This is a genomic window from Micromonospora sp. C97 (genome assembly GCF_018070385.1).
GTDB lineage: Bacteria > Actinomycetota > Actinomycetes > Mycobacteriales > Micromonosporaceae > Micromonospora > Micromonospora parva.
Genome location: NZ_JAGPXU010000027.1, coordinates 39,941 through 64,667, shown reverse-complemented (window position 1 = coordinate 64,667; position 24,727 = coordinate 39,941). Strand labels below are relative to the sequence as shown.

At 72.2% G+C, this 24,727-nt stretch carries 28 protein-coding genes and 1 pseudogene; 21 read left to right on the top strand and 8 right to left on the bottom strand.

What is annotated here, in order from left to right:
• The first annotated feature begins 107 nt into the window (after positions 1 to 107).
• The 4 genes from rplU to KBX26_RS26435 all read left to right on the top strand — a co-directional run bounded on the left by rplU (position 108) and on the right by KBX26_RS26435 (position 2,774).
• Entirely contained in the window at positions 108 to 422 is a 315-nt protein-coding gene (gene rplU, locus KBX26_RS26450) for a 50S ribosomal protein L21 (protein WP_007464063.1), read from the top strand.
• Between the two features lie 11 nt (positions 423 to 433).
• Complete coding sequence (gene rpmA, locus KBX26_RS26445; RefSeq protein ID WP_007464062.1) at positions 434 to 688, top strand: 50S ribosomal protein L27; 255 nt, start codon at positions 434 to 436, stop codon at positions 686 to 688.
• Between the two features lie 96 nt (positions 689 to 784).
• Entirely contained in the window at positions 785 to 2,254 is a 1,470-nt protein-coding gene (gene obgE / locus KBX26_RS26440; RefSeq protein WP_030336558.1) for a GTPase ObgE, read from the top strand.
• A 70-nt stretch (positions 2,255 to 2,324) separates the two neighbouring features.
• Positions 2,325 to 2,774 (top strand): GNAT family N-acetyltransferase, encoded by a 450-nt coding sequence (locus tag KBX26_RS26435; RefSeq protein WP_030336557.1) that lies wholly within the window; start codon positions 2,325 to 2,327, stop codon positions 2,772 to 2,774.
• A gap of 16 nt (positions 2,775 to 2,790) precedes the next feature.
• Here the strand turns inward: KBX26_RS26435 and KBX26_RS26430 are convergent, their stop codons facing one another.
• Together KBX26_RS26430 and KBX26_RS26425 are read right to left on the bottom strand one after the other, a co-directional pair.
• The gene (locus tag KBX26_RS26430; protein ID WP_030336555.1) at positions 2,791 to 3,450 is read right to left on the bottom strand and encodes a DUF6766 family protein; all 660 of its coding nucleotides are present in this window, start codon (positions 3,448 to 3,450) and stop codon (positions 2,791 to 2,793) included.
• Positions 3,451 to 3,514: 64 nt separating this feature from the next.
• On the bottom strand, positions 3,515 to 4,006 hold the full coding sequence (locus tag KBX26_RS26425) for a DUF4383 domain-containing protein (protein WP_030336554.1): 492 nt from the start codon (positions 4,004 to 4,006) through the stop codon (positions 3,515 to 3,517).
• 230 nt (positions 4,007 to 4,236) lie between these two features.
• On the opposite strand from KBX26_RS26425, the gene KBX26_RS26420 reads away from it, so the two are divergent.
• From KBX26_RS26420 to KBX26_RS26410, 3 genes are read left to right on the top strand one after another with little or no spacing between them, the layout of a single operon-like run.
• Complete coding sequence (locus KBX26_RS26420; RefSeq protein WP_030336552.1) at positions 4,237 to 5,082, top strand: hypothetical protein; 846 nt, start codon at positions 4,237 to 4,239, stop codon at positions 5,080 to 5,082.
• Between the two features lie 31 nt (positions 5,083 to 5,113).
• A complete protein-coding gene (locus tag KBX26_RS26415; protein WP_030336550.1) occupies positions 5,114 to 5,581 on the top strand; it encodes a phage holin family protein in 468 nt (155 codons plus the stop codon).
• Positions 5,578 to 6,228: a DUF3618 domain-containing protein gene (locus tag KBX26_RS26410; RefSeq protein ID WP_030336548.1), complete on the top strand. Its 651-nt coding sequence runs from the start codon at positions 5,578 to 5,580 to the stop codon at positions 6,226 to 6,228. The genes KBX26_RS26415 and KBX26_RS26410 overlap by 4 nt, the downstream gene beginning before the upstream one ends.
• A gap of 61 nt (positions 6,229 to 6,289) precedes the next feature.
• On the opposite strand, the gene KBX26_RS26405 is transcribed toward KBX26_RS26410, so the two are convergent.
• On the bottom strand, positions 6,290 to 7,342 hold the full coding sequence (locus tag KBX26_RS26405) for a glycosyltransferase family 2 protein (RefSeq protein ID WP_209444606.1): 1,053 nt from the start codon (positions 7,340 to 7,342) through the stop codon (positions 6,290 to 6,292).
• Positions 7,343 to 7,499: 157 nt separating this feature from the next.
• Between KBX26_RS26405 and KBX26_RS26400 the strand changes: the two genes are divergently transcribed.
• Together KBX26_RS26400 and KBX26_RS26395 are read left to right on the top strand one after the other, a co-directional pair.
• Positions 7,500 to 8,138, top strand: a complete 639-nt coding sequence (locus tag KBX26_RS26400; RefSeq protein ID WP_030336544.1) for a cyclase — start codon at positions 7,500 to 7,502, stop codon at positions 8,136 to 8,138.
• The gene (locus tag KBX26_RS26395; RefSeq protein ID WP_030336542.1) at positions 8,135 to 9,304 is read left to right on the top strand and encodes a zinc-dependent alcohol dehydrogenase; all 1,170 of its coding nucleotides are present in this window, start codon (positions 8,135 to 8,137) and stop codon (positions 9,302 to 9,304) included. Before KBX26_RS26400 ends, KBX26_RS26395 begins: the two co-directional genes overlap by 4 nt.
• A gap of 48 nt (positions 9,305 to 9,352) precedes the next feature.
• On the opposite strand, the gene KBX26_RS26390 is transcribed toward KBX26_RS26395, so the two are convergent.
• Entirely contained in the window at positions 9,353 to 10,615 is a 1,263-nt protein-coding gene (locus tag KBX26_RS26390; protein ID WP_210866637.1) for a cytochrome P450, read from the bottom strand.
• Between the two features lie 146 nt (positions 10,616 to 10,761).
• Between KBX26_RS26390 and KBX26_RS26385 the strand changes: the two genes are divergently transcribed.
• On the top strand, positions 10,762 to 11,163 hold the full coding sequence (locus KBX26_RS26385; RefSeq protein WP_030336538.1) for a hypothetical protein: 402 nt from the start codon (positions 10,762 to 10,764) through the stop codon (positions 11,161 to 11,163).
• A 120-nt stretch (positions 11,164 to 11,283) separates the two neighbouring features.
• Here the strand turns inward: KBX26_RS26385 and KBX26_RS26380 are convergent, their stop codons facing one another.
• Complete coding sequence (locus KBX26_RS26380) at positions 11,284 to 11,502, bottom strand: DUF397 domain-containing protein (protein WP_030336536.1); 219 nt, start codon at positions 11,500 to 11,502, stop codon at positions 11,284 to 11,286.
• A 69-nt stretch (positions 11,503 to 11,571) separates the two neighbouring features.
• Between KBX26_RS26380 and pepN the strand changes: the two are divergent.
• Positions 11,572 to 12,936 (top strand): annotated as a pseudogene (pepN, locus tag KBX26_RS26375) (aminopeptidase N); the annotation flags it as partial.
• Between the two features lie 99 nt (positions 12,937 to 13,035).
• On the opposite strand, the gene KBX26_RS26370 reads toward pepN, so the two are convergent.
• Both KBX26_RS26370 and KBX26_RS26365 read right to left on the bottom strand, forming a co-directional pair.
• Entirely contained in the window at positions 13,036 to 14,241 is a 1,206-nt protein-coding gene (locus tag KBX26_RS26370) for an FAD-dependent monooxygenase (RefSeq protein WP_210866636.1), read from the bottom strand.
• Positions 14,242 to 14,426: 185 nt separating this feature from the next.
• Entirely contained in the window at positions 14,427 to 15,095 is a 669-nt protein-coding gene (locus KBX26_RS26365; protein WP_030336530.1) for a PadR family transcriptional regulator, read from the bottom strand.
• Positions 15,096 to 15,249: 154 nt separating this feature from the next.
• On the opposite strand from KBX26_RS26365, the gene nadD reads away from it, so the two are divergent.
• The 10 genes from nadD to KBX26_RS26315 all read left to right on the top strand — a co-directional run bounded on the left by nadD (position 15,250) and on the right by KBX26_RS26315 (position 24,286).
• Positions 15,250 to 15,846, top strand: a complete 597-nt coding sequence (nadD, locus tag KBX26_RS26360) for a nicotinate-nucleotide adenylyltransferase (RefSeq protein ID WP_030336528.1) — start codon at positions 15,250 to 15,252, stop codon at positions 15,844 to 15,846.
• Positions 15,847 to 15,956: 110 nt separating this feature from the next.
• Positions 15,957 to 16,364 carry a ribosome silencing factor gene (rsfS, locus tag KBX26_RS26355; protein WP_030336526.1) on the top strand — a complete coding sequence of 136 codons (408 nt, stop codon included), beginning with the start codon at positions 15,957 to 15,959 and terminating at the stop codon, positions 16,362 to 16,364.
• Positions 16,361 to 16,990 carry a histidine phosphatase family protein gene (locus KBX26_RS26350; protein ID WP_210866635.1) on the top strand — a complete coding sequence of 210 codons (630 nt, stop codon included), beginning with the start codon at positions 16,361 to 16,363 and terminating at the stop codon, positions 16,988 to 16,990. Before rsfS ends, KBX26_RS26350 begins: the two co-directional genes overlap by 4 nt.
• Before the next feature lie 48 nt (positions 16,991 to 17,038).
• Positions 17,039 to 17,893: a DegV family protein gene (locus tag KBX26_RS26345; RefSeq protein WP_030336523.1), complete on the top strand. Its 855-nt coding sequence runs from the start codon at positions 17,039 to 17,041 to the stop codon at positions 17,891 to 17,893.
• Positions 17,894 to 17,896: 3 nt separating this feature from the next.
• Positions 17,897 to 18,670, top strand: a complete 774-nt coding sequence (locus KBX26_RS26340; protein ID WP_210866634.1) for an SDR family NAD(P)-dependent oxidoreductase — start codon at positions 17,897 to 17,899, stop codon at positions 18,668 to 18,670.
• Positions 18,671 to 18,910: 240 nt separating this feature from the next.
• Positions 18,911 to 19,285 (top strand): VOC family protein, encoded by a 375-nt coding sequence (locus tag KBX26_RS26335; protein WP_030336519.1) that lies wholly within the window; start codon positions 18,911 to 18,913, stop codon positions 19,283 to 19,285.
• Between the two features lie 185 nt (positions 19,286 to 19,470).
• The gene (locus tag KBX26_RS26330) at positions 19,471 to 20,301 is read left to right on the top strand and encodes a ComEA family DNA-binding protein (protein WP_210866633.1); all 831 of its coding nucleotides are present in this window, start codon (positions 19,471 to 19,473) and stop codon (positions 20,299 to 20,301) included.
• Positions 20,302 to 20,372: 71 nt separating this feature from the next.
• Positions 20,373 to 22,751: a ComEC/Rec2 family competence protein gene (locus KBX26_RS26325; RefSeq protein WP_210866647.1), complete on the top strand. Its 2,379-nt coding sequence runs from the start codon at positions 20,373 to 20,375 to the stop codon at positions 22,749 to 22,751.
• A 135-nt stretch (positions 22,752 to 22,886) separates the two neighbouring features.
• The gene (gene holA / locus KBX26_RS26320) at positions 22,887 to 23,867 is read left to right on the top strand and encodes a DNA polymerase III subunit delta (protein WP_030336512.1); all 981 of its coding nucleotides are present in this window, start codon (positions 22,887 to 22,889) and stop codon (positions 23,865 to 23,867) included.
• Positions 23,868 to 23,896: 29 nt separating this feature from the next.
• Positions 23,897 to 24,286, top strand: a complete 390-nt coding sequence (locus tag KBX26_RS26315) for a hypothetical protein (RefSeq protein WP_030336509.1) — start codon at positions 23,897 to 23,899, stop codon at positions 24,284 to 24,286.
• 170 nt (positions 24,287 to 24,456) lie between these two features.
• On the opposite strand, the gene rpsT is transcribed toward KBX26_RS26315, so the two are convergent.
• Positions 24,457 to 24,723: a 30S ribosomal protein S20 gene (gene rpsT / locus KBX26_RS26310; RefSeq protein WP_030336508.1), complete on the bottom strand. Its 267-nt coding sequence runs from the start codon at positions 24,721 to 24,723 to the stop codon at positions 24,457 to 24,459.
• Between the last annotated feature and the right edge of the window lie 4 nt (positions 24,724 to 24,727).

Below are 24,727 nucleotides of genomic sequence, written 5' to 3'. Positions count from 1 at the left end.
CTTTGGTGTGCCGAGTTCCCGTGTGCCCGCGCCGCCGTGCACTGCTACCCGGCGAGCCGCTGCGGGGACGACCGCCAGCAGCCTCAACGACAGGGAGTCCGCCTCCGATGTACGCGATCGTCAAGACCGGCGGCAAGCAGTACAAGGTCGCCGAGGGCGACGTGATCGAGGTCGAGAAGCTCACCGGTGCCCCCGGTGACGCGGTGAAGCTCACCGCGGTGCTCCTCGTCGACGGTGACGACCTGGTGACCGACGCGGCAAAGCTTGCCGAGGTCGCGGTGTCCGGCGAAATCGCCGCGCACACCAAGGGCCCGAAGATCCGGATCCACAAGTTCAAGAACAAGACCGGCTACCACAAGCGCCAGGGTCACCGCCAGCCGTTGACCCAGGTCAAGGTGACCGGCATCTCCAGCGGGAAGTAGGTCGTCCTCCAATGGCTCACAAAAAGGGTGCGTCCAGCTCGCGTAACGGTCGTGACTCCGCGGCCCAGCGACTCGGCGTGAAGCGCTTCGGTGGTCAGGTTGTCAGCGCCGGTGAGATCATCATCCGGCAGCGTGGCACCAAGTTCCACCCCGGTGACCTGGTCGGCCGTGGCGGCGACGACACGCTGTTCGCGCTGTCCGCCGGTGCGGTCCTGTTCGGCACCAAGCGCGGTCGCAAGACCGTCAGCATCGTTCCGCAGCAGTAGTTCTCGGGCTTAAGCGGGCCGCGGACCTCCGGGTCCCGGCCCGCTTAGCCTTTTTCGCGAAGTGCGGGGGTGGACCTCGCTGGAAGGATTGACGCCGTGGCAACGTTCGTTGACCGGGTCGTTCTGCATCTGCAGGCCGGCGATGGCGGGCACGGTTGTGTCTCGATCCACCGCGAGAAGTTCAAGCCCTTCGGCGGGCCGGACGGCGGCAACGGCGGACACGGCGGCAGCGTGTCCCTGGTGGTCGACCCGCAGGTGACCACGCTGCTCGACTTCCACTTCCACCCGCACGTCAAGGCCGACAACGGCAAGGGCGGTGCCGGCTCGAACCGGGACGGGGCCAACGGCCACAACCTGGTGCTCAAGGTGCCCAACGGCACCGTGGTGCAGACCACCGACGGCACTGTGCTGGCCGACATGGTCGGCGCTGGCACCACCTTCGAGGTCGCGCGCGGCGGGCGCGGCGGGCGCGGCAACGCCTCGCTGGCCAACGCCAAGCGCAAGGCGCCCGGCTTCGCCGAGCTGGGGGAGCCCGGCGACCAACTCGACATCGTGCTGGAGCTGAAGAGCGTCGCCGATGTGGGCCTGGTGGGCTTCCCGTCCGCCGGTAAGTCGTCGCTGATCTCGGTGATCTCCGCCGCGAAGCCGAAGATCGCCGACTACCCGTTCACCACCCTGGTGCCCAACCTCGGTGTGGTCCGGATGGACAACCACACCTTCACCGTCGCTGACGTGCCGGGCCTGATCCCCGGCGCGGCCACCGGCAAGGGCCTGGGCCTGGAGTTCCTGCGGCACATCGAGCGCTGCGCGGTGTTGGTGCACGTCATCGACTCGGCGACGTTGGAGCCGGGCCGTGACCCGGTGGCCGACATCGACGCCATCGAGGCCGAGCTGAGCCAGTACGGCGGCCTGGCCGACCGCCCCCGGCTGGTCGCCGTCAACAAGGTCGACGTGCCGGACGGCCGCGACCTCGCCGAGATCGTGCGTCCCGACCTGGAGGAGCGCGGTTACCGGGTGTTCGAGGTCTCCGCGGCCACCCGGGAAGGGCTCAAGGAGCTGACCTACGCGATGGCCGAGCTGGTAGAGGCAGAGCGCAAGGCCGCGCCGCCCGCCGAGCCGACCCGGATCGTGATCCGCCCGATCGCCGTGGACGACGACGGTTTCACCATCACGGCCGAGGCGGACGGCTCGTTCACCGTGCGCGGTGTCCGCCCGGAACGCTGGGTCAAGCAGACCAACTTCGACAACGACGAGGCGGTCGGCTACCTGGCTGACCGGCTGGCCCGGCTCGGGGTGGAGGACAAGCTGGCCAAGGCCGGCGCGCAGCCCGGTGATCTGGTCCGGATCGGCGTGCGCGAGTTCGACTGGCAGCCGACGCTCTTCGCCGGCGTGGAGTTCGTACCCGGCAACCGGGGCACCGACGTCCGCCTGGAGGAGAAGTCGAACCGGGCCTCCGCCGCGGATCGGCTCGCGGCCCGCAAGGCTCGTCGGGTGCGGTCGGCGGACGAGGTGGGCGCGGACGCGTCCGACGACCCCGACGACGAGGACGAGGACGACGCCGAGTAGTTCGTTGCGCTCCGTGATGGGGTTGATTTCCGGAAACCTTCGCGAAATCGGCGCGTCCTAGCGTGGGGTGATGCTGATCGAGTCCCGGCCTGCCATCGATCCGGAGATCGCCGCCATGGTCACCGCGCAGCAGCGTGAGCTGCGCGAGGCCGATGGCGGGTTGGACGGGCAGGTCTTCATGCCGCACGACGACGTCCGCTACCTGGCGGTGGTGGTGAACGGTCGGGCGGTGGCCTGCGGTGGGCTCCAGGCGCTCGACGCCGAGACCGGCGAGGTCAAGCGGATGTACGTCCGGCCCGCGTACCGGGGGCGGGGGATCGGTCGTCAGTTGCTCGCCGCGTTGGAGGAGTGCGCGTTCCGGCAGGGGCACTCGGTGGTCTGCCTGGAGACGGGCACCTACCTGCCGGCGGCGATCGCGCTGTACACCTCGTGTGGCTACCAGCAGATCCCGGTCTACGGCGAGTACGTGGGCAACCCGTACAGCGTCTGTTTCGCCAAGCGGCTGCCGGTCGCGGCCTGACTGCCGCGTCGCCCCCTCAGGCGCCGGTGCTGGCGTGCGCGACGGTCACCGGCTTCGACTCCGGCGAGGCGTGCTGGCGCAGCACGATGCTCAGCAGGATCAGCGCGCCCACAGCGAGGAACTCGCTCTGCCAGTTCTGCATCGACTGGAACCAGAAGTCGCTGGTGCCGAGGAACTCCCACACCCCGATCGGCGGCGCGCCGCTCTGGAGCGCCTGCTCCTGGTTGTAGGCGGCGGTGCCACCGAGCAGGTGACCGACGAAGGAACCGGCGAAGATCAGCAGCAGCGCGATGGAGAGGCTGTTCCGGTAGACCACCAACGGCAGGCCGCCGACGCGGACCGGCCAGGGTGACTGCGGGGTCGCGCGGCGCTCGTCGTCCTCCGGCCGGTCGGTCTGGTCCACCGGCTTGGACTCGGCCGAGCCCCGCTGCACCAGGTACGCGGTGAGCAGTACGTAGCCGCCCATCTGGAGGAACTCCGACTCCCAGTTCTCGAAGACCGCCTCGGCGAAGTGCCCGCTGGTCAGGTACGCCGGCCAGCTCAGCGGTGCGGCCCCGAACTCGGTCAGCTCCTCGTTGTGGGTCTGCCAGCCGAAGACGCTCTGCAACACGAGGAAGACCAGGAACGCGCCCAGCATGGCGACTGCCAGGGCGTTGTCACGCAGCCAACGAGGCATGATCGCACCTCCTTCGCCGGTCGATTACCCCTGTTTGCCTGGCGGCGAAACAAAGAGCGCCAGGTCAGCGCCGTTCGGCGGGGCTGTCCAGGCGTCCACCGGTGCCCGCCTGGTTCGACAGCAGCAGCCCGAGCGCCAGCATCCCGAAGCCGAGCGCGAGGTGCAGCCAGTTGTCGGCGTCGTTGACCGGCAGGATGTTCGCCCCGCCTTCCGGGTTGACCGCCTCGATGGCCAGGCCGTACAGCCAGAGGGCGAGGTAGATCGCGCCGCCGGCGGCCAGGAACACGCGGGCGCCGGCGATGCTGCGGGCCAGCACCAGGCCAGCCAGCCCGAAGAGCAGGTGCACCGCGTTGTGCAGGATCGACACCTGGAACAGCCCGAGCAGGCGGGCGTCCGAGTGGTGCCCGGCGAACCTCAGCTCGCCGTAGTCGGTGGTGATGCCGGGGATGAAGCCGAGGACACCGATCAGCAGGAAGACCCCGGCCACGACCAGTGCGGCCAGCTGGACGCGGGGTCGGGGACCGGCCGCCCGACCGCCTCGTGCGCCTCGTGCCATCGCTGCCCCCTCCGTGGATCTGTCGGCCTCGCGAACCTCACTGTCCGCAGCGGCGACGTGACGCAGCCCGACGATCCTCCATTTTGAAGTTCATCCGGTGGGCCGCGCAGAGAAATGCACGAAGAGGTATGGAAGCCGAAACGCAGGGTAGGTCAATGGTCAGCGGCGGCAACATCGCGCCGCATCCCCCCAGCACATACCGCGACGACTTGCTGAGCGGAAGGGAAATCATGACTTACGATCTTTCACCGACCTCCTCCACGTACGGGCAGCCCTCGACCAACGGCGGCGGCGTCCGCGACCAGGCGCGCCAGGTCGGGTCGGAGGCCGCGCAGGCCGGCGGGGCGGTCGCCCAGACCGCCAAGGAGCAGGGCACCGAGGTGGGCCGTGAGGCGGCCCGGCAGGCCCGCAACCTGTACGGCGAGGCTCGCAACCAGCTCGCCAGCCAGACCGGTGAGCAGCAGCGCAAGGCGGCCGGTGGGCTGCGTTCGCTGGCCGACGAGATGCGCTCGATGGCCGAGCAGGGTGGCCAGGCCGGCCCGGTGACCGAGCTGGCCCGCCAGGCCGCCGACCGGGTGCACGGTGTGGCCGGCTGGCTCGAGGAGCGCCAGCCCGGTGACCTCGTCACCGAGGTCCGCGACTACGCGCGGCGCAACCCGGGCACCTTCCTGGTCGGCGCGGCGGTCCTCGGTGTGCTGGCGGGTCGGTTGACCCGTGGCATCTCGGCGGCTGGTGACGACTCCGGCAACGGTTCCGCCGGCTACCGGGGTGCCGGCGCGTACGACCCGGAGCAGACCGCGGTGATCCCGACGCCGCCGCCGGCGCCTCGCGCGGTGCCGGACGCCGTTCCGGCCGGTGGCTACCTCGACCCGACCCCCGGCACGCACACCCCGCCGACGTCCGGTGGCTACGCCGACCAGACGGCTGCCGGCTACGCCGACCCGGCGTCCGGTGGTTACGCCGAGCCCGGCCGGGGCGACCACCCGGAGCACTCCGGCACCGGTCAGCCGCTGCCGCCGGTGACCCAGACCGACCCGCTGCCGGGCGTGCCGTCCAGCGGCAACCCGCGCCCGTGAGCCGCCGAGTCATCCGAAGGGAGACGACGGCATGAGCATGCCGACGCAGGGGTCCGGCCTGGACTCCGGTTACCACCCCACCGCGGGGGCCCCGCACACCGACGCGGAGGTGAAGAACAGCTCGCTCGGTGACCTGATGCGTCAGGTCACCACCGACCTGTCGACGCTGATGCGTCAGGAGGTCGAGCTGGCCAAGGCCGAGATCCGCCAGGAGGGCAAGAAGGCCGGCAAGGCCGCGGGCCTCTTCGGCGGTGCCGGCTTCGGCGGCTACATGGTGGCTCTCTTCGTGTCCATCGCCGTGTGGCAGTTCCTGGACAACGTCATGGACTCCGGTCTGGCCGCGCTGATCGTGGCCGTGATCTGGGCCGTGGTCGCCGCCGTCCTCTACTCGGCGGCCAAGAAGAACGCCCAGCACGTACGCGGGCTCAAGCAGACCAACGACAGCGTGCAGCGGATCCCCGACGCGCTCAAGCCACACCCGGAGGGAGTCACCCGATGAGCACCGATCCCGATCAGATCCGCCGTGAGATCGAAGCCACCCGCAACAGCCTCAGCTCCGATGTGGATGCGCTGGCGTACAAGGTCAGCCCCAGCCGCATCGTCGACGACCGTAAGCAGCGGGCCCGCTCCGCTCTGCAGAATGTGAGGGACAAGGTCATGGGAACTGCGTCTGACCTCGGCCACGGCACCGGCCAGGCCGCCCACTCGGTGGGCGACCACGCCTCGTCGGCGGCCTCCAGCGTCAGCGACGCCGCGCACTCGGCGGCGGCCACCGTCAGCGACGCCGCCCACAGCGCGCCGCGGGTGATCCGGCAGAAGTCCCAGGGCAACCCGCTCGCCGCCGGTCTGATCGCGTTCGGGGTCGGCTGGCTGGCCTCGTCGCTGATCCCGGCCTCCCGTCGTGAGCAGCAGGCCGCGACCCAGCTCAAGGAGCGGGTCAGCGAGCACAGCGGGGCGGTGACGGAGAAGCTGGGCGCGGTCGCGAACGAGCTGAAGGAAGAACTGCGCGAGCCGGCCCAGCAGGCCGCCGCGTCGGTGAAGTCCACCGCTCAGGATGCCGTGCACGCGGTCAAGGACGACAGCAAGTCCGCCGCGCAGGACGTCAAGGACCAGGCCCAGCAGGCCCGGCACCAGGTCAGCCCCTGACCGGGTCGACCACCGTTGCGACAGCTCGCGGCCACTGCGGTGACCGCGAGCTGTCGTGCTGTCAGGGGCGGTCACCCACCTGTGGGCGCAGGGCCCGGACCGGGTGGGCGGCCCGGCGGATGCGGGTGTCGCCGTACCGGACGCCGCCGAGCAGGAACCGCTGGGCGACCGCGAGCCAGCCGCACACGCCACGCTCCAGCAGCCAGAGCGGTGCCGCCAGCGCCGTCGTCGCGGGGAAGACCGCGACACCGCCCGCTCGACGGCGACCGACCTCGGCGAGCGCGACAGTGCCGGCCGCCGCGCCGAACACCAACCCGGGTCGCCGGGCCGCGACCGCCGCGGCCAGTGCCGGAAGGACCGCGAGCGCGGTCAGCAGGCGCGCCGGCTGCGCCAGATCGTCGTACGCCTGACGGACCCGTTGGCCGCGGAAGTGCGCGGCGTCCGGTGGCAGTCGGCGGACGTACAGCCAGGCCGGGGCGGCCTCGGTGCCACCGTACGCGCGCACGGTGCGGATCAGCTCCAGGTTCTCGAAGAGCACGTCCGGGTCGTACCCGCCCATGCCGAGGAAGGTGCTGTGTCGCACGGCCAGGGAGCCCGGGTAGTCCGCCCCGAGCGCCCGGTTGAGCAGCGTGCGACCGGTGTCCCACCAGGCGTGCCAGGGCAGCGGGTCGAAGTAGTTCTGCGGCCGGACCAGATCGACCTCGTCGAGCAGTAGGTGCACGGCGGTCAGCCCGGCCTGGTCGTACCGGACGTCGTCATCGGCGATCACCACGTGCTCGTGCTCCGCCGCGCGTACCCCGGTGCGTACGCCGACCACTTTTCCGTTGAGCCCGGCACCGGTGACGTCGGGCGGGAGGTGCCGGACCAGCCCCGCCCAGGCGTCGGCGTGCCGGGCGAAGAGGTCCGGAGGTGAGCCGTCGACCACGAGCACCTCGACCCGGTCGGACAGCCAGCGCAGGTAGTCGGTCAGCTCGGCCAGGCCGTTGTCGGAGTGCCAGCGCAGCGGCAGGACGTACGTCATCGGCAGACGGACCGGCGACGGGCCGGCGCCCTCGTGTTCGACCTCCCGACGCGCACCGCGCCGGGTGTCACCAGTGGGGCTGAACGGGGACATGACAACTCCGTGACGGACAGGGCCGCGGCCGGTGCCGAGCAGAGTCTGCCCGCAATCACGGGGATCAAACGGCCGGGTCGTTTCGACGGCCGGGCCCCGGGTAGCGCTGCCCGTAAGGGCGGTCCATGCCCGGTTTTCCGTGGAGGAGAGAGACGTGATGACCAACAACGGAACCAGGTGGGCGCTGCTCGGCGTCACCGCGGCGACGGCGGTCGGCGTGGGGCGGGCGGTGGCCCGCCGCCGGCATCGGCATCAGCCGCAGCGGCAGGACGGCTGGTACGTGGTGCGTCGCGCAGTGACAGTGGACCGGCCCCGGGACGAGGTGATCGGCTTCTGGGCCGACCGCGAACGGCGGGACCGGGCGCTGGCCGGCTGGGCCACGTTGCGACAGCTCGACGAACGCCGGTGGCGGTGCGTGGCCCGGGACCGGGCCGCCGGTGAGACGCAGTGGCAGGCCGAGATCACCGTCGAGGAGGCGGGCACGCTGCATTGGCGGGTCGAGGACGGGCCGATGCCGCAGCTGGGGCGGATCGAGCTGGCCGAGGCCCCGCAAGGCCGCGGCACCGAGATCCGCGCCGAGATGCGCTACCGCTCCGGCCCGCTGCGCCGGTTGGTCGGCCTGGTCGGCGGCGACGAACCGGACCTGGCGCTGCGGGACGCGCTGCGGCGGGCGAAGGCGCTGGTCGAGTGCGGCCAGGTGTTGGACACCCGGGACGACCCGTCCGGCCGCAGCCGGGCCCAGGAGAAGAGGACCGACAGGATGCGGGAGACGTTGATGACGGGAGGACGGGCGTGAGGGCGCTCTGCTGGGAAGGCGTCGGCAAGCTGGCGGTCCGGGACGTGCCGGAGCCCCGGATCCGCGCCGAGGGGGACATCATCGTCCGGGTCCGGGCCAGCAGTGTCTGCGGATCCGACCTGCACCTGATCAACGGGTACCTGCCGGCGATGCGGGAGGGGGACATCCTCGGCCACGAGTTCATGGGCGAGGTGGTGGAGACCGGGCCCGGCGTACGGCGGCACCGGGTCGGCGACCGGGTGGTGGTGGGGTCGGTGGTCGCCTGCGGTGGCTGTTGGTACTGCCGGACCGAGCAGTACTCGCTCTGCGACAACTCCAACCCGCAGCCGGTGTTCACCGAGAAGCTGTGGGGGCACGCGGCGGCCGGCATCCTGGGGTATTCGCACGCCGCTGGCGGCTACGCCGGATCGCACGCCGAGTACATCAGGGTGCCGTTCGGTGACATCGGCGCATTCGCCGTACCCGAGGGAGTGCCGGACGACTCGGTGGTGTTCGCCTCCGACGCGATGCCCACGGGATGGATGGCGGCGGACTTCTGCGGGCTGACCGGTGGCGAGGTGGTGGCCGTCTGGGGTGCCGGGGGAGTCGGTCAGATGGCGGCCCGCTCGGCGCAGCTCCTGGGCGCCGAACGGGTCATCATGATCGACCGGTTTCCGGATCGGCTCGCCACCGCCGCCGAACGGATCGGGGTCGAGACGATCAACTACGCGGAGACCGACGTGTTGGAGGCGCTGCGGGAGTTGACCGCCGGGCGCGGGCCGGACGCCTGCATCGAGGCCGTCGGAATGGAGTCGCACGACGTCGGGCCGACCTACGCGTACGACCGGGTGAAGCAGGCGGCCCGGTTGCAGACCGACCGCCCGACCTCGGTCCGGCAGGCGATCATGGCCTGCCGCAAGGGCGGCACGGTGAGCATCGTCGGTGTCTACGCCGGCCTGGTCGACAAGTTTCCGCTCGGCGCGGCCATGAACAAGGCCCTGGTGCTGCGGATGGGACAGATGCACGCGCAGCGCTACATTCCGATGCTGCTCGACCGGCTCGCCGCCGGCGAGATCGAGCCCGGCTATCTGGCCACCCACCCGCTCTCCCTGGACGAGGGCGTCCACGGGTACGAGCTGTTCGAGAAGAAGGAGGACGGCTGTCTGCGCAGCGTGCTGCATCCCTGACGGGCCGGGGGCACCCGTCTCGCCGGGCACCGTGACCGGTGGGGCGGGTCAGGCCGGGCGGAGGTCGGGCGCGCGGCGGACGTTGGTGACGGTCAGGCCCAGCGGCGGCAGCGCCGGCATCCGGTGCAGGTCCAGGGCCAGGTCCTGGACCGGCACGTCGTAGCGCATGGCGGCGGTCAGGTTGGTGACCGCCCGCTTCATCAGGTCGATGGTGAGCCACTCGCCGGCGCAGCGGTGACCGGCCCAGTGATCACCGCCGCCCTGCGGGATCAGCTCGAACGGGTCCACCCGGCGGCCGGCGAACCGCTCCGGACGAAACAGCTCAGGTTGCGGCCAGATCGCCGGGTGGTGGTTGGTGCCGTAGAGGTCGAGCAGCACCCGCCGGCCCTTCGGAAAGTGATGGCCCTGCCAGTCGAAGGGCCGCCGGACCCGGGCCGCCGCCAGCGGGAAGAACGGGTAGTAGCGGCGGACCTCCTGGACGAAGTGCTCGGTGGCCTCGTCGTCGTCGCGGACCCGTTCCCGCCAGGCCGGATGGTCGTGCAGGGCGAGCGCGGCGAAGGCGATGTACTGGTCGACGGCGACCACCGGGCGCAACACGTTGAGCAGCTCCACCGCCGCGATCCGGCGGGGGAGGAGGCGGCCGGCTCGGTCCCGGTGTTCGGCGATCACGGCCAGGGCGCTGCCGGCCGGCGCCGGGGCTGAGCCGACCCGGGTCCGTTCGACGAGGTCGGTGAGCCAGTGTTGGGCGCGGTACCGGGCGAGCCGCCCCCGCCAGTGCCGGGGGCCGATCGCCGCTGGGGCTTCGATCATGGCGTGCAGCTCGGTGGCACGGCGTTCGACCTGCGACGTCGGCAGTGGCACCCCGGCCCAGGCGCAGACCACCCGGGTCAGCAACCGGCCCACCTCGTCGTAGAGCGACACCGGGCCGGCGCCCTCCCAGGCGGTGATCCGGGTCCGCCACTCGTCGTCGAAGAGCTGGCCGAGTTGCCGGATCGCGGTCGGTGTCATGATCGACATGAACATGGCCTTGCGGTCGTCGTGCTCCGGCCCGTCCAGGCCCTGCACCCCACCCCGACCGGTCAGGGTCCGCTGCACGCGCAGCGGCATCGCGGTGTCACGTTGGAAGCGGTCGTTGTCGTAGAACAGCTCCGCCGCCGGCCGGCCTCGTAGGCAGATGGTCGGGGTGAGCAGGATCCGGGTCTGGAAGACGTCGCTGCCGTACCGCTCGCAGCGCTCGCTGACGAACCGGTAACCGGCGCGCAGCAGTGCGAGGGTGCTGTCCGGGCTGCGGTCGGCCGGCATGGTCGCCATCGGGTCTCCTCACGCGCGGGCGCGGCTGGTCGCCGCCGCCCACCGCGGTTACCCCGGTCGACGCCGCTGAACCCCGGTGCGGCTGGCCCCTCCCAGGGGCGGCGGAACCTGGTTTGCTGCTGGTGGGACAACCACGGGGAGGGCGGATGCGTGACAACAGATCGCCGCACTGGCGGCAGCGGCGAGCGGCCGGAGCACTGGGCGGAGGCCGCGACGGGCGGTCACTGATCGGGCCACCACGGCGGCCCACCCGTCCGCACCGGTTCTTCACAGTGCACCTGGGCTTCACCGCGCCCGGCCCGGCCGAGGCGCGTGAACTGGCAGTGGCGTACGCCGAGGCGTTGAGCCTGCTCCGCTCGGAGGTGGCACTCGGGGCGGCGGCCCTGTCACCGGCCGACGCTTGGCAGCGCGCCGAGCGGCTGTTCTGCGGCGCGGTCGGCCCGGACGGGGAGCGCTGCGTCGACGTGGCCGACCACCCGGGCTTCCACCACGCCCCCGGTCCCGGTGGCCTCGGCTGGGGCGGCGGCGACGGCCCCGGCGATGACTGACCAGCGGCCCCGGGTGGTCGACCCGGGAGGGCGTCGACCCGGCCGCCCGCGTGGCCGTGCCGGTGTCCGCAGCACGGGCACCGGCACGGCGATCCAGCACCGACGGGTCGGCGGGCGCGATCAGTCCAGGTCGAACTCGCCGTCCTGCGCGCCGGCCACGAAGGCGTCCCACTCGGCCTGGGTGAAGACCAGCACCGGCCCGTCCGGCTCGGCCGAGTTACGCATGCCGATCAGGTCGTCGACGAACGCGACCTCAACGGCGCTGTCGGAGGTGTCCCCCTCGGCCCGCTGCCAGACCGCCCGAGAGAGGTCGAAGTCGCCCTTGGGGTGCTGCGCCATGGTTCTTTCCTCCAGTGCCGAGGGTCGTCTGGTGACCGGGTGCCGATCCCCATCGGGCAGGATAAGCGGATGCCGAGCCTGACCCGTGTAGAGGCGACCGCGCGTGGCGCGGCGATTACTGTCGAGTCCTATCAGGTGGACCTCGACCTGACCGGTGACGGTGACGTGTTCCGTTCCCGCGTCGAGATCCGGTTCCGGGCGACCGCCGGCGCCGCGACCTTCGCCGAGGTCAAGCCCGCCAACTTGCTCGGGGTACGCCTCAACGACAGTGACCTCGACCTCGACCTGCTCACCGACAACCGGCTGCCGATCGGTGACCTGGCCGCGGAGAACACGCTCGTCGTCGAGGCGGAGATGGCGTACTCCAACGCGGGCGAGGGGATGCACCGCTTCGTCGACCCGGCCGACGGCGAGACCTATCTCTACGCGATGTCCTTCCTCGACAACGCGCAGCGCATCTTCGCCGCCTTCGACCAACCCGACCTCAAGGCCCCGTTCACCCTCTCGGTCACCGCGCCGCCGCAGTGGCTCGTCGCGGGCAACGCCGAGCTGGCCGCCAACCCGGCCCCCGGGCGCTGGGAGTTCGCCCCGAGCGCGCCCCTGGCCACCTACTTCTTCTCGTTGATCGCCGGGCCGTACCACGTCCGGCGGGCCGAGCACGACGGCGTACCGCTGGGCATCTACTGCCGCCGGTCGCAGGCCGAGCACCTGGACGCCGACGCCGACGAGATCTTCACCGTCACCCGGCAGTGCCTGGACCGGTTCCACCAGCTCTTCACCGAGCGCTACCCGTTCGGCAAGTACGACCAGGCGTTCGTGCCCGAGTTCAACGCCGGGGCGATGGAGAACCCGGGCATCGTCACCTTCCGCGACGACTACATCTTCCGCTCGGCGGTCACCGACACCCAGCGCGAGCAGCGGGCCGGCACCATCGCCCACGAGATGGCCCACATGTGGTTCGGTGACCTGGTCACCATGCGCTGGTGGGACGACCTGTGGTTGAACGAGTCCTTCGCCGAATACCTGGGCACCCGGGTCACCGCCGAGGCGACCCGCTTCGACCAGTCCTGGACCACCTTCGCCATGCGCCGCAAGGCCTGGGGGTATGCAGCCGACCAGCGCCCCTCCACCCACCCGGTCGCCCCGCAGGAGGTGGCCGACGCCGACGAGGGCCTGCTCAACTTCGACGGCATCTCGTACGCCAAGGGGGCCAGCGTGCTGCGGCAGCTGGTCGCGTGGCTCGGCGACGAGGCGTTCCTGGCCGGTTTGAACGCTCACTTCGCGGCGCACCGCTTCGGCAACGCCACCCTCGACGACCTGCTCACCAGCCTCTCCGCCAGCAGCGGGCGGGAGCTGTCCGGTTGGGCCGAGCTGTGGTTGCGCCAGCCGCAGGTCAACACGTTGCGCGCCGAGGTCGCCGTCGACGCCGACGGCCTGCGCCGCGCGCTGGTCGCCCGGACGGCGGTGGCCGCCGCCTCGGCCTGAACGTTGACCAGCGGGGTGGCCGGCCGGCCACCCCGCTGGCCCACAACCTCAGCGCGGGGCGGGTACCGCAGTGACCGGCGCGTCCCAGTCGATGACGTAGCGCTGCTCGTCGGCGACGGTCTTCTCCGGGTCCAGCACCGTGCGCACCATCAGTGGCATCAGCAACGGCATCAGCGTCCGCGCGACTGCCCCGGGAGCCTTCGCGTGGTTGATCCGGGCCGCGCGCGCCGCCACCTTCTCCACCCGGGTACGACGCAGCCGCACGTACGCGTCGAACGCCGCCTCGACGTCCGGCAGGTCGCGCAGGCAGCGGGCGAGTTGCACGGCGCTCTCGATGGCCAGTGACGCGCCCTGCCCCGAACTGTTCGACGGCGCGTGCGCCGCGTCGCCGACCAGCACCATCCGGCCCCGATGCCAGTGCGGCACCGGCGGCATGATCTGCAACGACCCGACCACCTGGAGGTCGGCGGCGTTGCTGGTCGCCATCAGGTCCCGGCCCGGGTCGTCGTCGCCGTAGCTGGTGCGCAGCGTGTCCAGCCACTGCTCCGCCGGCACCGCCCGGGCCTCGACCAGGCTCATCGGCCGCTGCTGCGGCAGGTTGGCCCCCCACCGGGTGCCGCCGCCGGGCTCCGGCCAGTACAGGTAGTAGCCCCGTCGCCCGAACGCGAACGTCATCGTGCCCGGCTCGGCGTCGACCTCGTGTCGGGCCACCGCCTCGAAGCCGAGCAGCCCGGTGAACCGAGGTCCGGGCGCGGCCGGGTCGATGAGACCCCGGATTGTGGAGCGGATTCCGTCCGCGCCGACGAGGATGTCGGCGGTGGCGGTGCTGCCGTCCTCGAAACGGGCGATCACGCCGTCGCCGGTCTGCTCGGCGGCGACCAGCCGCTTGCCGTACGCGAACGGCACGCCCTCAGCGGACGCCTGATCGTGCAGCACCTGGTGAAGCTCGGCCCGGTGCACCACGTGCAGCGGCGGCACCCCGGTCAGGGTGGGCAGGTCGATGCGTCGGCGGCCGACAGCCAGGGCGTTGCGTCCGATCGGTGTGGCGATCGCCGTCACCGCGTCGTGGACGCCGACCGTCCGCAGCGCCGCCATCCCGTTGGGCGCGAGGGCGAGGGTGCCGCCGATGCCGGTGGCCGTGCTCGGGTACGCCTCGTAGACGGTTGCGGTGATGCCGGCGCGGCGCAGCGCGAGCGCTGTCACCGGCCCGGCGATGCCACCGCCGATGACGGTCGCGGTTCGTATCGTGGTCATGGTCTCTCCCTTGGTGTGGTCGGTGCCGACGCGCGGACCTGGTGTGGTCGGTGCGCGGGCACGCGGACCTGGGAGGGAGCCCGGTTATCCTCGTGGTTGCCGCTTCGGGCCGGGTGCCTTCCCAGGCGTCGGTTCGGGGTCAGGGCCCCGGTGAGGTGTTGGCGCACCTCGCCGGGGCCGTTCTTTCAGCCGGTGGGATCACCCCCGCGGCTGTCGGTGCTGGTTCTCTCGGCCAGATCGGTCAGTTCGGCGGGCATCTCGCCGGTCTCGTGGAAGGCCCGCCAGGTGTCCAGGCCGGGGTAGCTTCCCGAGGTCAGCTCGGCGAGCAGGGCCCGTAGCCAGGCTGCCTCCGCGTCCCGGATGGCGAGGTCGTACTCCGACTCCACCAGGAACAGCCGGGGAATCTCCCGCAGGTGCGCGTCGAGCGTTTCGCGGTCCTGGCGGATCGCGTCCTCCAGCCGGGAGAGCCGTTGCCGCAGCAGGTCGGTGGCCTCGTCGGGGTGCAACGCGGCGAGCACTGACAGCCCGGCCCGGAAGCGGGGGTGCTCCGCCATCGGGGTGGAGACCAGCTCGCGGGCCCAGTCGATCAGCTCCGCCCGCCCGGCGTCGGTGATCCGGTAGACGGTGCGTTCCGGGCGGCGGCCCTCGCGCAGGCTCTCCACCGCCTCGATCAGGTGGTGTTTGTCCAGGTTGCCGATCACCGTGTAGAAGGACCCCCACTTGAACTCCATGTCCTGGTCCTTGCCCCAGGCGCGGAGTGCGGTGGCGATCTCGTACGGGTGCATGGGCCGCTGGACCAGGGCGGACAGCACGGCCAGCGCCAGCAGGTTGCCGACCTTGCGCCGCTTCGGCACGACGACCCCCTCGCTCGTCGACGGTTACTCGTCGACGAATATACGCCGCCGTGCAGGCTGCCGCGACCCCCTGTCGCACCGATGTCCGGCGACGCACGGGCCGACGGTGCCGGGCCGGGACGGTCGTCAACCACGCTCGGCCTACGATCACTGGGTGGAGGAAGATATCCGGCGGATCGGGATCATGGGTGGCACCTTCGACCCGATCCACCACGGGCACCTCGTCGCGGCCAGCGAGGTGGCGGACCGGTTCGGCCTGGACGAGGTGGTCTTCGTCCCCACCGGCCAGCCGTGGCAGAAGGCCGACGAGCCGGTCAGCCCGGCCGAGGACCGGTACCTGATGACCGTCATCGCCACCGCCTCCAACCCCCGCTTCCAGGTCAGCCGGGTCGACATCGACCGCAGCGGACCCACCTACACCGTCGACACGCTGCGTGACCTCCAGGCTGAGTACGGCCCGAAGGTGCAGCTCTTCTTCATCACCGGCGCGGACGCCCTGCAACGCATCCTGTCCTGGAAGGACCTGGACGAGATCTTCGAGCTGGCGCACTTCATCGGGGTGACCCGGCCCGGCTTCCCGCTGAGCGACAAGCACCTTCCGGCGGACACCGTCAGCCTGATCCAGGTGCCCGCGATGTCCATCTCGTCGACCGACTGCCGCGCCCGGGTCGCCAGAGGTGAGCCGGTTTGGTATCTGGTGCCCGACGGTGTGGTGCAGTACATCGCCAAGCGGAGCCTCTATCAGCGCTGAGCGCACCCGTTATGCCCAGGTTTGTGCAGCTAACCGGGCAGAACTGCACGATCGCGATGCCGTCGGGTATGAGACGCTTGGAGGATCGCACGCTTGATCGAAGGAGAACGGTGACAGTTTCCGAACGCGCTCACGAGCTGGCTATCGCGGCCGCCCAGGCCGCCGCCGACAAGAAGGCGCAGGACATCACGATCATCGACGTCGGCGACCAGCTCGCCATCACCGACGCGTTCGTGCTCGCCGCCGCCCCCAATGAGCGTCAGGTGCTGGCCATCGTCGACGCCATCGAGGAGAGCCTGCTGGAGCTTCCGGAGAAGGCGAAGCCGGTGCGGCGCGAGGGCGAGCGCGGTGGCCGCTGGGTGCTGCTCGACTACGTCGACATCGTGGTGCACGTCCAGCACACCGAGGAGCGCGAGTTCTACGGGCTCGACCGCCTCTGGAAGGACTGCCCCACCATCCCGTTCGTCGATCGCGACCTGGTCGAGGCCGACGCCAGCGGGTCCGCCGCCGCCGAATGAGCCGACTGATCGTCTGGCGGCACGGCAACACCGACTGGAACGCCGCCAACCGCGTCCAGGGGCAGACCGACGTACCCCTCAACGAGCTGGGCCGCGACCAGGCCCGCGCCGCCGCCCCGCTGCTCGCGGCGCTGCGGCCCGACGCGATCGTGGCCAGCGACCTGAGCCGCGCCGCGGACACCGCCGCCGCGCTCGCGGCGCTGACCGGGCTGCCGGTCCGCACCGACGCCCGGCTCCGTGAGCGGCACTTCGGCCAGTGGCAGGGTCTGCACCTCACCGAGGTCGCCGCGCGCTTTCCCGACGAGTACGCGCGCTGGCGAGCCGGCGACCCCGACCCGGGGGCGGGCCTGGAGCCCCTGCACGACCTCGGCGAACGGGTCGGTGTCGCGTTGCAGGAGGCAGCCGACGCGGCCGCGGGCGGCACCGTGGTGATCGCCACGCACGGTGGCGGCTCCCGGCAGGGCATCGGTCACCTGCTCGGCTGGGACAATGCCGTGCTGCGCACCGTCGGCTCGTTGGCCAACTGCCACTGGACCGAACTGCGTCACGACGACGTCCGTGGATGGCAGTTGCGGGCGCACAACGTCGGCCTGATCACCGCACCGGTCGCCGTCGACGCGGTCTGAGCAATCGCGCCTCGGCGTTCGCGGCCTCGATCGGCTAGCGTGCCGGGCATGCCCGTCGCGGTTGTCACCGACTCCACCGCCTACCTTCCGCCCGAGCTGGTGCAGGCGCACCGGCTGACCGTCGTGCCGTTGACCGTCGTCCTCAACGGCGCGGAAGGGCTGGAGGGGGTGGAGACCCAGCCGTCCGACGCGACAGTCGCACTGAGCGCCCGCCGGGTCACCGCGACCACCTCCCGCCCGGCACCGGAGCAGTTCGCCCGGACGTACCGCCAACTGCTCGACGCCGGCGCCGACGGGATCGTCTCGGTGCACCTCTCCGCCGCGCTGTCCGGCACCGTGGAGGCCGCCCGGCTGGCCGCCGCCGACCTGGACGGCCGGGTGGAGGTCGTGGACAGCCGCTCGACCGGCATGGGACTGGGCTTTCCCGCCATCGCCGCCGCCACCGCAGCCCAGGCCGGCGCCGATCTTGCCGTGGTACGCGACGCGGCGCTCGCCGCCGTGGCCCGCACCACCGTCTGGTTCTACGTCGACACGCTGGAGTTCCTCCGTCGCGGCGGCCGGATCAACGCCGCCGAGGCGCTGGTCGGCACCGCGCTGTCCGTCAAGCCGATCATGCACATGCCGGACGGGGCGATCGTGCTGCGCGAGAAGGTCCGCACCGCCAGCCGGGGAGTGGCCCGCCTCGTGGACCTGGCCGTCGAGGCGGCCGGCGACGACGACGTGGACCTCGGGGTGCACCACCTGGCCGCACCGCAACGGGCCGAGGCGTTGCGTGCCGCGCTGACCGAACGGTTCGGCGACCGGCTGCACGACACCTACGTCTCCGAGGCGGGTGCCGTCATCGCGGCGCACGCCGGGCCAGGGCTGGCCTGCGTGGTCGTCCACCGCCGTCCGCAGGGCTGAGCAGTGCCCACGTCGTACGTGGTGACCGGGGGTGGGCGCGGTGTCGGCCGGGCTGTGGTGCAACGGCTGGTGGCCACCGGTGCCACCGTCGTCGTCCTGGAACGCGACGCCGAGGCTGTGGACTGGTTGGCCGGCCACCCGGCCGCCGATCGGCTCGTCGCGGTTCTCGGCGACGCCGCCGACGAGCAGGTGGCCGAACGCGCCGTCGAGCTGGCGGACCGGGCCGCGCCGCTGACCGGCTGGGTGAACAACGCGGCGGTGTTCCGCGACGCCGCGCTGCACTCCGCGTCGGCCGACACGGTGCTGGACCTGATCACCGTGAACCTGCGCCCGGCGGTGGTGGGCGCCGCGGTCGCCGTCCGCCACTTCCTGGCCCGCGCCACCGGCGGCGCGATCGTCAACGTCTCGTCGCACCAGGCCCGCCGGCCGGTGCCCGGTGCGCTGCCGTACGCGACGGCGAAGGCCGCCGTGGAGGGGCTGACCCGGGCGCTGGCCGTCGAGTATGGACGGCACGGCATCCGCGCCAACGCGGTAGCGCTCGGCTCGATCGCCACCGAGCGGCACGCAGAGTTCCTGGCCGCTCAGGAGCCCAGCCAGGCTGAGTGGATCACCACCGAGCTGAACCGGCTGCACCCGGTGGGCCGGATCGGGCGTACCGACGAGGTGGCCGAGGCGGTCGCGTACCTTCTGTCACCCGCGGCGAGCTTCATCAACGGGGTGACACTGCCGGTGGACGGGGGACGGGCCGTGCTCGGCCTCGACCCGGAGGCCCGCTGACAGGTTCTCGGGGGGCAGCTGCTCCGCGCCGCTGTGTTAGCCTCCGTGCGCGCCCCAGATGGGCCTACCCCCGGAGGTTCTGGCTACTTCAGCCACCACGCCGAGATCGACGCGTCGTCCGCGTCTCTCGTGCGGGATCCGGGGCGTCGGCGCCCTCGGGGCTTTGTCATCTGGGTGGCTGGGTGAATGCTGTGGGCCTGCGGTCGGGTCGTCGGATCGACCGGAAAGAAGACCGTACGCATGACAGTCACGTTCAACCACACCATCATCGCGAGCAAGGACAAGAGCGCCTCGGCCGCGTTCTACCGCGAGCTGTTCGACCTGCCGGAGGCCCCCTCGTGGGGGCCGTTCGCCAACGTGCGGTTGGACGACGGCGTACTGCTCCAGTTCGCCGAGCCGCCGGTGGACATCCAGATGCAGCACTACGCGTTCCTCGTCGACGACGAGGTGTTCGTGCGGTGCCTGGCGTTCGTCGAGGGGCGTGGCATCACGTACTGGGCCGACCCGCAGCTGAAGCGGGAGGGGGAAACCAACACCGAGCACGGTGGGCGGGGCTTCTACTTCTTCGACCCGGCCGGCCACGCCATCGAGATCATCACCCGGCCGTACCTGTAGGGGGCGACGGCGTCACCCTCAGCATGCGCGTGGTCTGGAGCCCGGTTACCCAGGCCACGCGCGGCGATTCGGCTCCGCCATAGCAGATCGGGGCATGATCAGGGCGTTGTCCACAGTGGGGGTGGTTGTCCACAGAATGCCGTCGTCACCCTCCACCGTCCCGGCCGCCGCCATAGCGTCGCGCTGTGTCGCACGACGAGGAGACAGAGGTACGCCAGCGCCTGCGCCGGCTGACGGAGGCGGCTGTCGCGCCGTCGCCCCGGCCGGCGGCGCCGCTCACGGGCGTACCCCCGTCGTCTCTGGTCGGCGCGCTGCCTGCGGACGGGCTGCCTTTCCAGCCTGCCGCGCCGGCAGTGGAGCCGGCGCCGGGCGGCCTCGCGGTTCCACCCGAGTCGCGGTTGCCCGGCCCGGGGGCGTTCGACCCCGGGCGACGCGGTGTGCGGGCGTTGGCGGTGGTCGCCGTGGTGGTGGTCCTGGCTGCGGCAGGTTGGGCCTGGCAGGCCCGGCCGCGGTCGGAGCCGGTCGCGCCACTGGTCAGCGATGCCGCGTCGGCCGCACCGTCGGGTGGCCCCAGCGTGTCCAGCTCCGGCGAGGTGGTGGTGGCGGTCGCGGGCAAGGTCCGCAAACCCGGTCTGGTACGTCTACCGGCCGGGTCCCGTCTCGCCGATGCGGTGCAGGCGGCCGGCGGCGCATTGCCCGGGGTCGACGTGGCGCTGCTCAACCCCGCCCGCAAGGTCACCGACGGTGAGCTGATCGTGGTCGGGGTGACGCCACCGCCGGGCGGCGCGGCCGGGCCTGCGGCGGGCGGTGCGGCACCCGCCGTCGGGCCGCTGAATCTCAACACCGCGACACTGGCGCAGCTCGACGCGCTGCCCGGGGTGGGGCCGGTGCTCGCCCAACGCATCCTCACCCACCGGGATCAGCACGGCGGGTTCACGTCCGTCGGCGACCTACGCCAGGTCGACGGGATCGGTGATGCCCGCTACGAGCAGCTCAAGGACCTGGTGACGGTGTGAGCGGGCCCGCCGCTGGCCCACCGCCGCCTCGCATCGCCCAGCCCGGCCCTCCGGTCGAGCAGTCGCAGACCGTGCCCCCGGCTGGTCGGGCCGGATCCGAGCCGCCGGATCTGCGCCTGGCTGGGCTCGCCGTGGCGGCCTGGCTCACCGCGCTCGCCGGCCTGCACCTCGGCAGCCGCACCGTGCTGCTGGTGGCCGGCACGGCGGCCGGGCTGACGACGGTTGGTGCCGGGCACCTGCTGGGCCGCCTCGGCTGTCCCCGAGCCGTGGGGCGGCGTTACGGGTGGGTGGCGGTGGCGGTGGGCCTCGGTGTGGTCTGCGGTGGTGCGGCCACCGCCGCCCGGCTCGCCGTCCGCGACGCGCCGCCGATCCGGGCCCTCGCCGAGCAACGGGCTCCGGTCACCGCCGACCTTGTCGTCCGGGACGACCCCCGCCCGATCCGCAGCGCCGGGCGGCCGGGCATGTTGCTGGTGTCGACGCAGTTGGTCCGGCTCACCGGCCCGGACGGTCGGCGGGTCCACGCGTCGGTGCGGCTGCTCGTGCTGACGACCGACCCGGCCTGGCGGGGCCTGCTGCCCGGGCAGCGCCTCACCGCCGACGGCCGGCTCGGCGTTCCGCGCGGAGGCGACCTCACCGCGGCGGTGCTCAGCACCAACAGTCCACCGCAGCGGCACGGCGCGTCGTCCTGGGCGCAGCGGGCCGCCGGGGTGCTGCGTACCGGCCTGCAACGCGCCTGCGCGCCGCTGCCCGACGACCCCGGTGGGCTGCTGCCCGGTCTGGTGGTGGGCGACACCAGCCGACTACCGCCCGCCGTCGAGGAGGACTTCCGAGCCACCGGGATGACCCACCTCAACGCGGTCTCCGGCTCCAACGTCGCGATTGTGGTGGGTGCGGTGTTGTTGCTGGCCCGGTGGGCACGGGCCGGTCCGTGGCTCGCCGCCGCGCTCTGTGCGGTGGCGCTGGTGGGGTTCGTCATCCTGGTCCGCCCGTCGCCGAGCGTCGTACGGGCCGCCACGATGGGGGCGATCGGGCTCGCCGCGCTCGCCGCCGGTCGTCCTCGGGCGGCGCTGCCCGCGTTGGCCGCTGCCGTGACCGTGCTGGTGCTCGTCGACCCGGAGTTGGCCGGGGACCCGGGGTTCGCGCTCTCCGTGCTGGCCACCGGTGGCCTGCTGCTGCTCGCGCCGCGCTGGCGGGACGGGCTGCGGCGGCGAGGCGTACCGACAGGGCTGGCCGAGGCGCTGGCCGTGCCGGCGGCCGCCCAACTTGCCTGCGGCCCGGTCGTCGCCGGCATCTCCGGCACGGTCAGCCTCGTGGCGGTGCCGGCGAACCTGCTGGCCGTGCCGGCCATCGCGCCAGCAACAGTGCTGGGCGTGCTGGCGGCACTGGTGTCGCCGATCTGGCCGGCCGGTGCCGGGTTCGTCGCGTGGCTGGCGAGTTGGCCGGCCTGGTGGTTGGTGCTCATCGCCCGGCAGGGGGCTCGGCTGCCGGGCGGCACCCTGCCGTGGCCGGGTGGTGTGCCCGGGGCCCTGCTGCTGACCGGGCTGACAGTCGCGCTGCTGATCGCGGTGCGCCGACCACTCGTCCGCCGGCTGGTCGCGGTGGTCGGTGTCGCCGCGGTGCTGGGTGCCCTGCCGGTGCGGCTGGTGGCCGCCGGCTGGCCGCCCGCCGGTTGGGTGGTGGTGGCCTGTGCGGTCGGGCAGGGCGACGCCGTGGTGCTTCCGGTCGGCAGCGGCCGGGCCGTGGTGGTGGACGCCGGGCCGGAACCAGGTGCGGTGGACGGTTGCCTGCGCCGGCTCGGAGTACGGGAGGTGCCGCTGCTGGTGATCAGCCACTTTCACGTGGACCACGTGGGCGGGGTGGCCGGGGTGTTCCGAGGGCGGCGGGTGGGTGCCGTGCTGACGCCGTCATCGACGGACCCGGAGAGCGGCCGGGACCTGGTCCGGGCGGCGGCCACCGGCGGGCAGGCCGCGCTGCTGACCACCGTGGCCGGCGCTCGCCATCCCGTGGGCGGGGTCGACCTGTTGGTGCTCGGCCCGCCGTACCCGCTGGCGGGGACCAGATCCGACCCGAACAACAACTCACTGGTGCTGCGCGCCACGGTGGCCGGGGTGCGGATCCTGCTGGCCGGCGACGCGGAGACCGAGGAGCAGCACGCGATGGTGACCCGGGCAGCGCCCGGCCAGTTGAGGGCGGACGTCTTGAAGGTCGCGCACCACGGTTCGGCGTATCAGGACCCGGGCTTCCTCGACGCGGTGCGGCCGGCGGTGGCGCTCGTGCCGGTGGGCACCGGCAACACCTACGGGCACCCGAGCCCGGGGCTGCTCGCCCGCCTGAACAGCGGCGGCGTCCGGGTGCTGCGCACCGACACGGACGGCGATGTGGCGGCGGTCCGGACGGGCAACGGTCTCGCGGTGGCCCGGCGAGGTCTGCCCGCAGGCCGGCAGCCCTGAGCCGCACTCCGATTCGATGAACGATTTGCGCATTAAGGGGGGAATCGAGTTAGATGTCTTGATTTGCACTGTGTGCGGGCTGCGCCGACCAAGCAGCGAATGAGCAGGCACGATCCCGCCGCAGGCCGTGCGAATATGGGCGACGTGACCCCCGCCAGCCTCGCCCCCATTCTGCTCGTCCTCGGTGACGAGGAACTGCTCGCCACGCGCGCGGTCACCGAAGCTGTCGCGAAGGTTCGCGGCGTCGACCCCGAGGTGGACGTCCGCGAGTACCAGGCCAGTGCGCTCACCGTCGGTGAGATCGCCGAGATGCTCAGCCCCTCACTGTTCGGCGGACGGCGGCTGCTGATCCTGCGCTCCGGCCAGGATGCCCGCAAGGACCTGGTCGCCGCGCTGTTGGCGTACGCGAAGAATCCCGACCCGGACGTCCAACTGCTGGTGCTGCACCTGGGCGGCGCGAAGGGCAAGGCGTTCGCCGACGGCCTGCGGGCTGCCGGCGCAACGGTGGTCCCGGCCGGCAAGCTCAAGGGGCACCGCGAGCGGGTGGCCTTCGTCCGTGACGAGATCCGCCGGGCCGGGGGGAAGTGCACCGACGACGCCGCCGAGGCGCTCATCGCCGCCGTCGGCAACGACCTGCGCGAGCTGGCCGCCGCCTGCTCCCAACTGATCGCCGACACCGATGGGCGGATCAGCGCCGAGACGGTGTCCCGTTACTACCGGGGTCGGGTCGAGGTGACCGGCTTCACCGTGGCGGACGCCACAATGGTCGGCGACGTGCCGGCCGCGCTCGAGGCACTGCGGTGGGCCCTGCACGTCGGGGTCGACCCGGTGCCCATCGCCGACGCGCTGGCCGACGGGGTGCGGACGGTGGCCCGGGTGGCGTCGGCCGGGCGGGGCAGCCCGTACCAGCTCGCCAGCAGCCTCGGCATGCCCGCCTGGAAGATCGAGCGGGCGCAGCGACAGGGGCGGGGCTGGACGCCGGAGGGACTGGTCCGGGCCATGCAGGTCGCCGCCGAGTGCAACGCGGCCGTCAAGGGCGGGTCCGACGACCGGGCGTACGCCCTGGAACGTGCGGTCTTCTCGGTTGCGGCGGCCCGGCAGGGCAGCACCAGGTGACGGGGGCGAACCGCCCAGTGTGGGCCACCATGTCCGTGGACGAGGAGCGGTACCGGCCGCTCTACGCCCGGCTCCTCGGCCTGCGGTTCGTCAACCCCGGTGGCGTGCTGTGCTTCCTCTTCTTCGAGGGTGCCATCGCCCTGGCGGTCCTGCTCGCCCTCGCCGAGTTGGTCAGCTGGTGGGCGGTGCTGGTGCTGCCGGTCGTGGTGGCGGCCATGGTCAAGCTCAACGACATGGTGGCCGCGGTCGTGGTCCGCTCCGCCGCGCTCGTACCCGAGCAGGAACGGGACCGGTTTCGCCGGCAGATGGAACCGGTGGTCGGCCGAGCCCGGGTGGAGTGGATCTCGCACAGCGTTCCCGGCGTGGTGATCACCGCCGACCCGCCGCCACCGCAGCGGCGGGCCAACCCGTCAGACTGAGCACCGACCCCGGCAGGGGCCCGCACCGAACGGCCGGCCCGGAGAAGCCCGGCCGGCCGCTGGGCCGGCGCTGTTCGAGGAGGCACGTCGGCCGACCGACGACTACCAGGACACACGGAAGCCCCGGGCCTGGGCCCGGGGCTTTCCGAATCAGTCTGACGGTGAAGTCGTCAGGCGGAGAGCGCCACCACGCGCTTTGCGATCGCGGACTTGCGGTTCGCGGCCTGGTTGGAGTGGATCACGCCCTTGCTGACGGCCTTGTCCAGCTTGCGAGAGGCGTCCAGCATGAGCGCGGTCGCCTTCTCGACGTCACCGGCCTCGGCAGCCTCGTGGAACTTCCGGACGGCGGTCTTCAGCGACGACTTGACCGACTTGTTGCGCAGCCGGGCCTTCTCGTTCTGCCGGTTGCGCTTGATCTGGGACTTGATGTTCGCCACGCGA

Bases quoted from the DNA above. Each gene is read 5' to 3' on its own strand.
- KBX26_RS26385 (WP_030336538.1), top strand. From the start codon at position 10,762: ATGCGTGACAACAGATCGCCGCACTGGCGGCAGCGGCGAGCGGCCGGA.
- KBX26_RS26435 (WP_030336557.1), top strand. From the start codon at position 2,325: ATGCTGATCGAGTCCCGGCCTGCCATCGATCCGGAGATCGCCGCCATG.
- KBX26_RS26380 (WP_030336536.1), bottom strand. From the start codon at position 11,502: ATGGCGCAGCACCCCAAGGGCGACTTCGACCTCTCTCGGGCGGTCTGG.
- KBX26_RS26410 (WP_030336548.1), top strand. From the start codon at position 5,578: ATGAGCACCGATCCCGATCAGATCCGCCGTGAGATCGAAGCCACCCGC.
- KBX26_RS26415 (WP_030336550.1), top strand. From the start codon at position 5,114: ATGAGCATGCCGACGCAGGGGTCCGGCCTGGACTCCGGTTACCACCCC.
- rpmA (WP_007464062.1), top strand. From the start codon at position 434: ATGGCTCACAAAAAGGGTGCGTCCAGCTCGCGTAACGGTCGTGACTCC.
- KBX26_RS26405 (WP_209444606.1), bottom strand. From the start codon at position 7,342: ATGTCCCCGTTCAGCCCCACTGGTGACACCCGGCGCGGTGCGCGTCGG.
- KBX26_RS26430 (WP_030336555.1), bottom strand. From the start codon at position 3,450: ATGCCTCGTTGGCTGCGTGACAACGCCCTGGCAGTCGCCATGCTGGGC.
- KBX26_RS26370 (WP_210866636.1), bottom strand. From the start codon at position 14,241: ATGACCACGATACGAACCGCGACCGTCATCGGCGGTGGCATCGCCGGG.
- KBX26_RS26390 (WP_210866637.1), bottom strand. From the start codon at position 10,615: ATGGCGACCATGCCGGCCGACCGCAGCCCGGACAGCACCCTCGCACTG.
- KBX26_RS26345 (WP_030336523.1), top strand. From the start codon at position 17,039: ATGCCCGTCGCGGTTGTCACCGACTCCACCGCCTACCTTCCGCCCGAG.
- rplU (WP_007464063.1), top strand. From the start codon at position 108: ATGTACGCGATCGTCAAGACCGGCGGCAAGCAGTACAAGGTCGCCGAG.
- KBX26_RS26335 (WP_030336519.1), top strand. From the start codon at position 18,911: ATGACAGTCACGTTCAACCACACCATCATCGCGAGCAAGGACAAGAGC.
- KBX26_RS26315 (WP_030336509.1), top strand. From the start codon at position 23,897: ATGTCCGTGGACGAGGAGCGGTACCGGCCGCTCTACGCCCGGCTCCTC.
- KBX26_RS26420 (WP_030336552.1), top strand. From the start codon at position 4,237: ATGACTTACGATCTTTCACCGACCTCCTCCACGTACGGGCAGCCCTCG.
- KBX26_RS26400 (WP_030336544.1), top strand. From the start codon at position 7,500: ATGACCAACAACGGAACCAGGTGGGCGCTGCTCGGCGTCACCGCGGCG.
- holA (WP_030336512.1), top strand. From the start codon at position 22,887: ATGGGCGACGTGACCCCCGCCAGCCTCGCCCCCATTCTGCTCGTCCTC.
- KBX26_RS26425 (WP_030336554.1), bottom strand. From the start codon at position 4,006: ATGGCACGAGGCGCACGAGGCGGTCGGGCGGCCGGTCCCCGACCCCGC.
- KBX26_RS26350 (WP_210866635.1), top strand. From the start codon at position 16,361: ATGAGCCGACTGATCGTCTGGCGGCACGGCAACACCGACTGGAACGCC.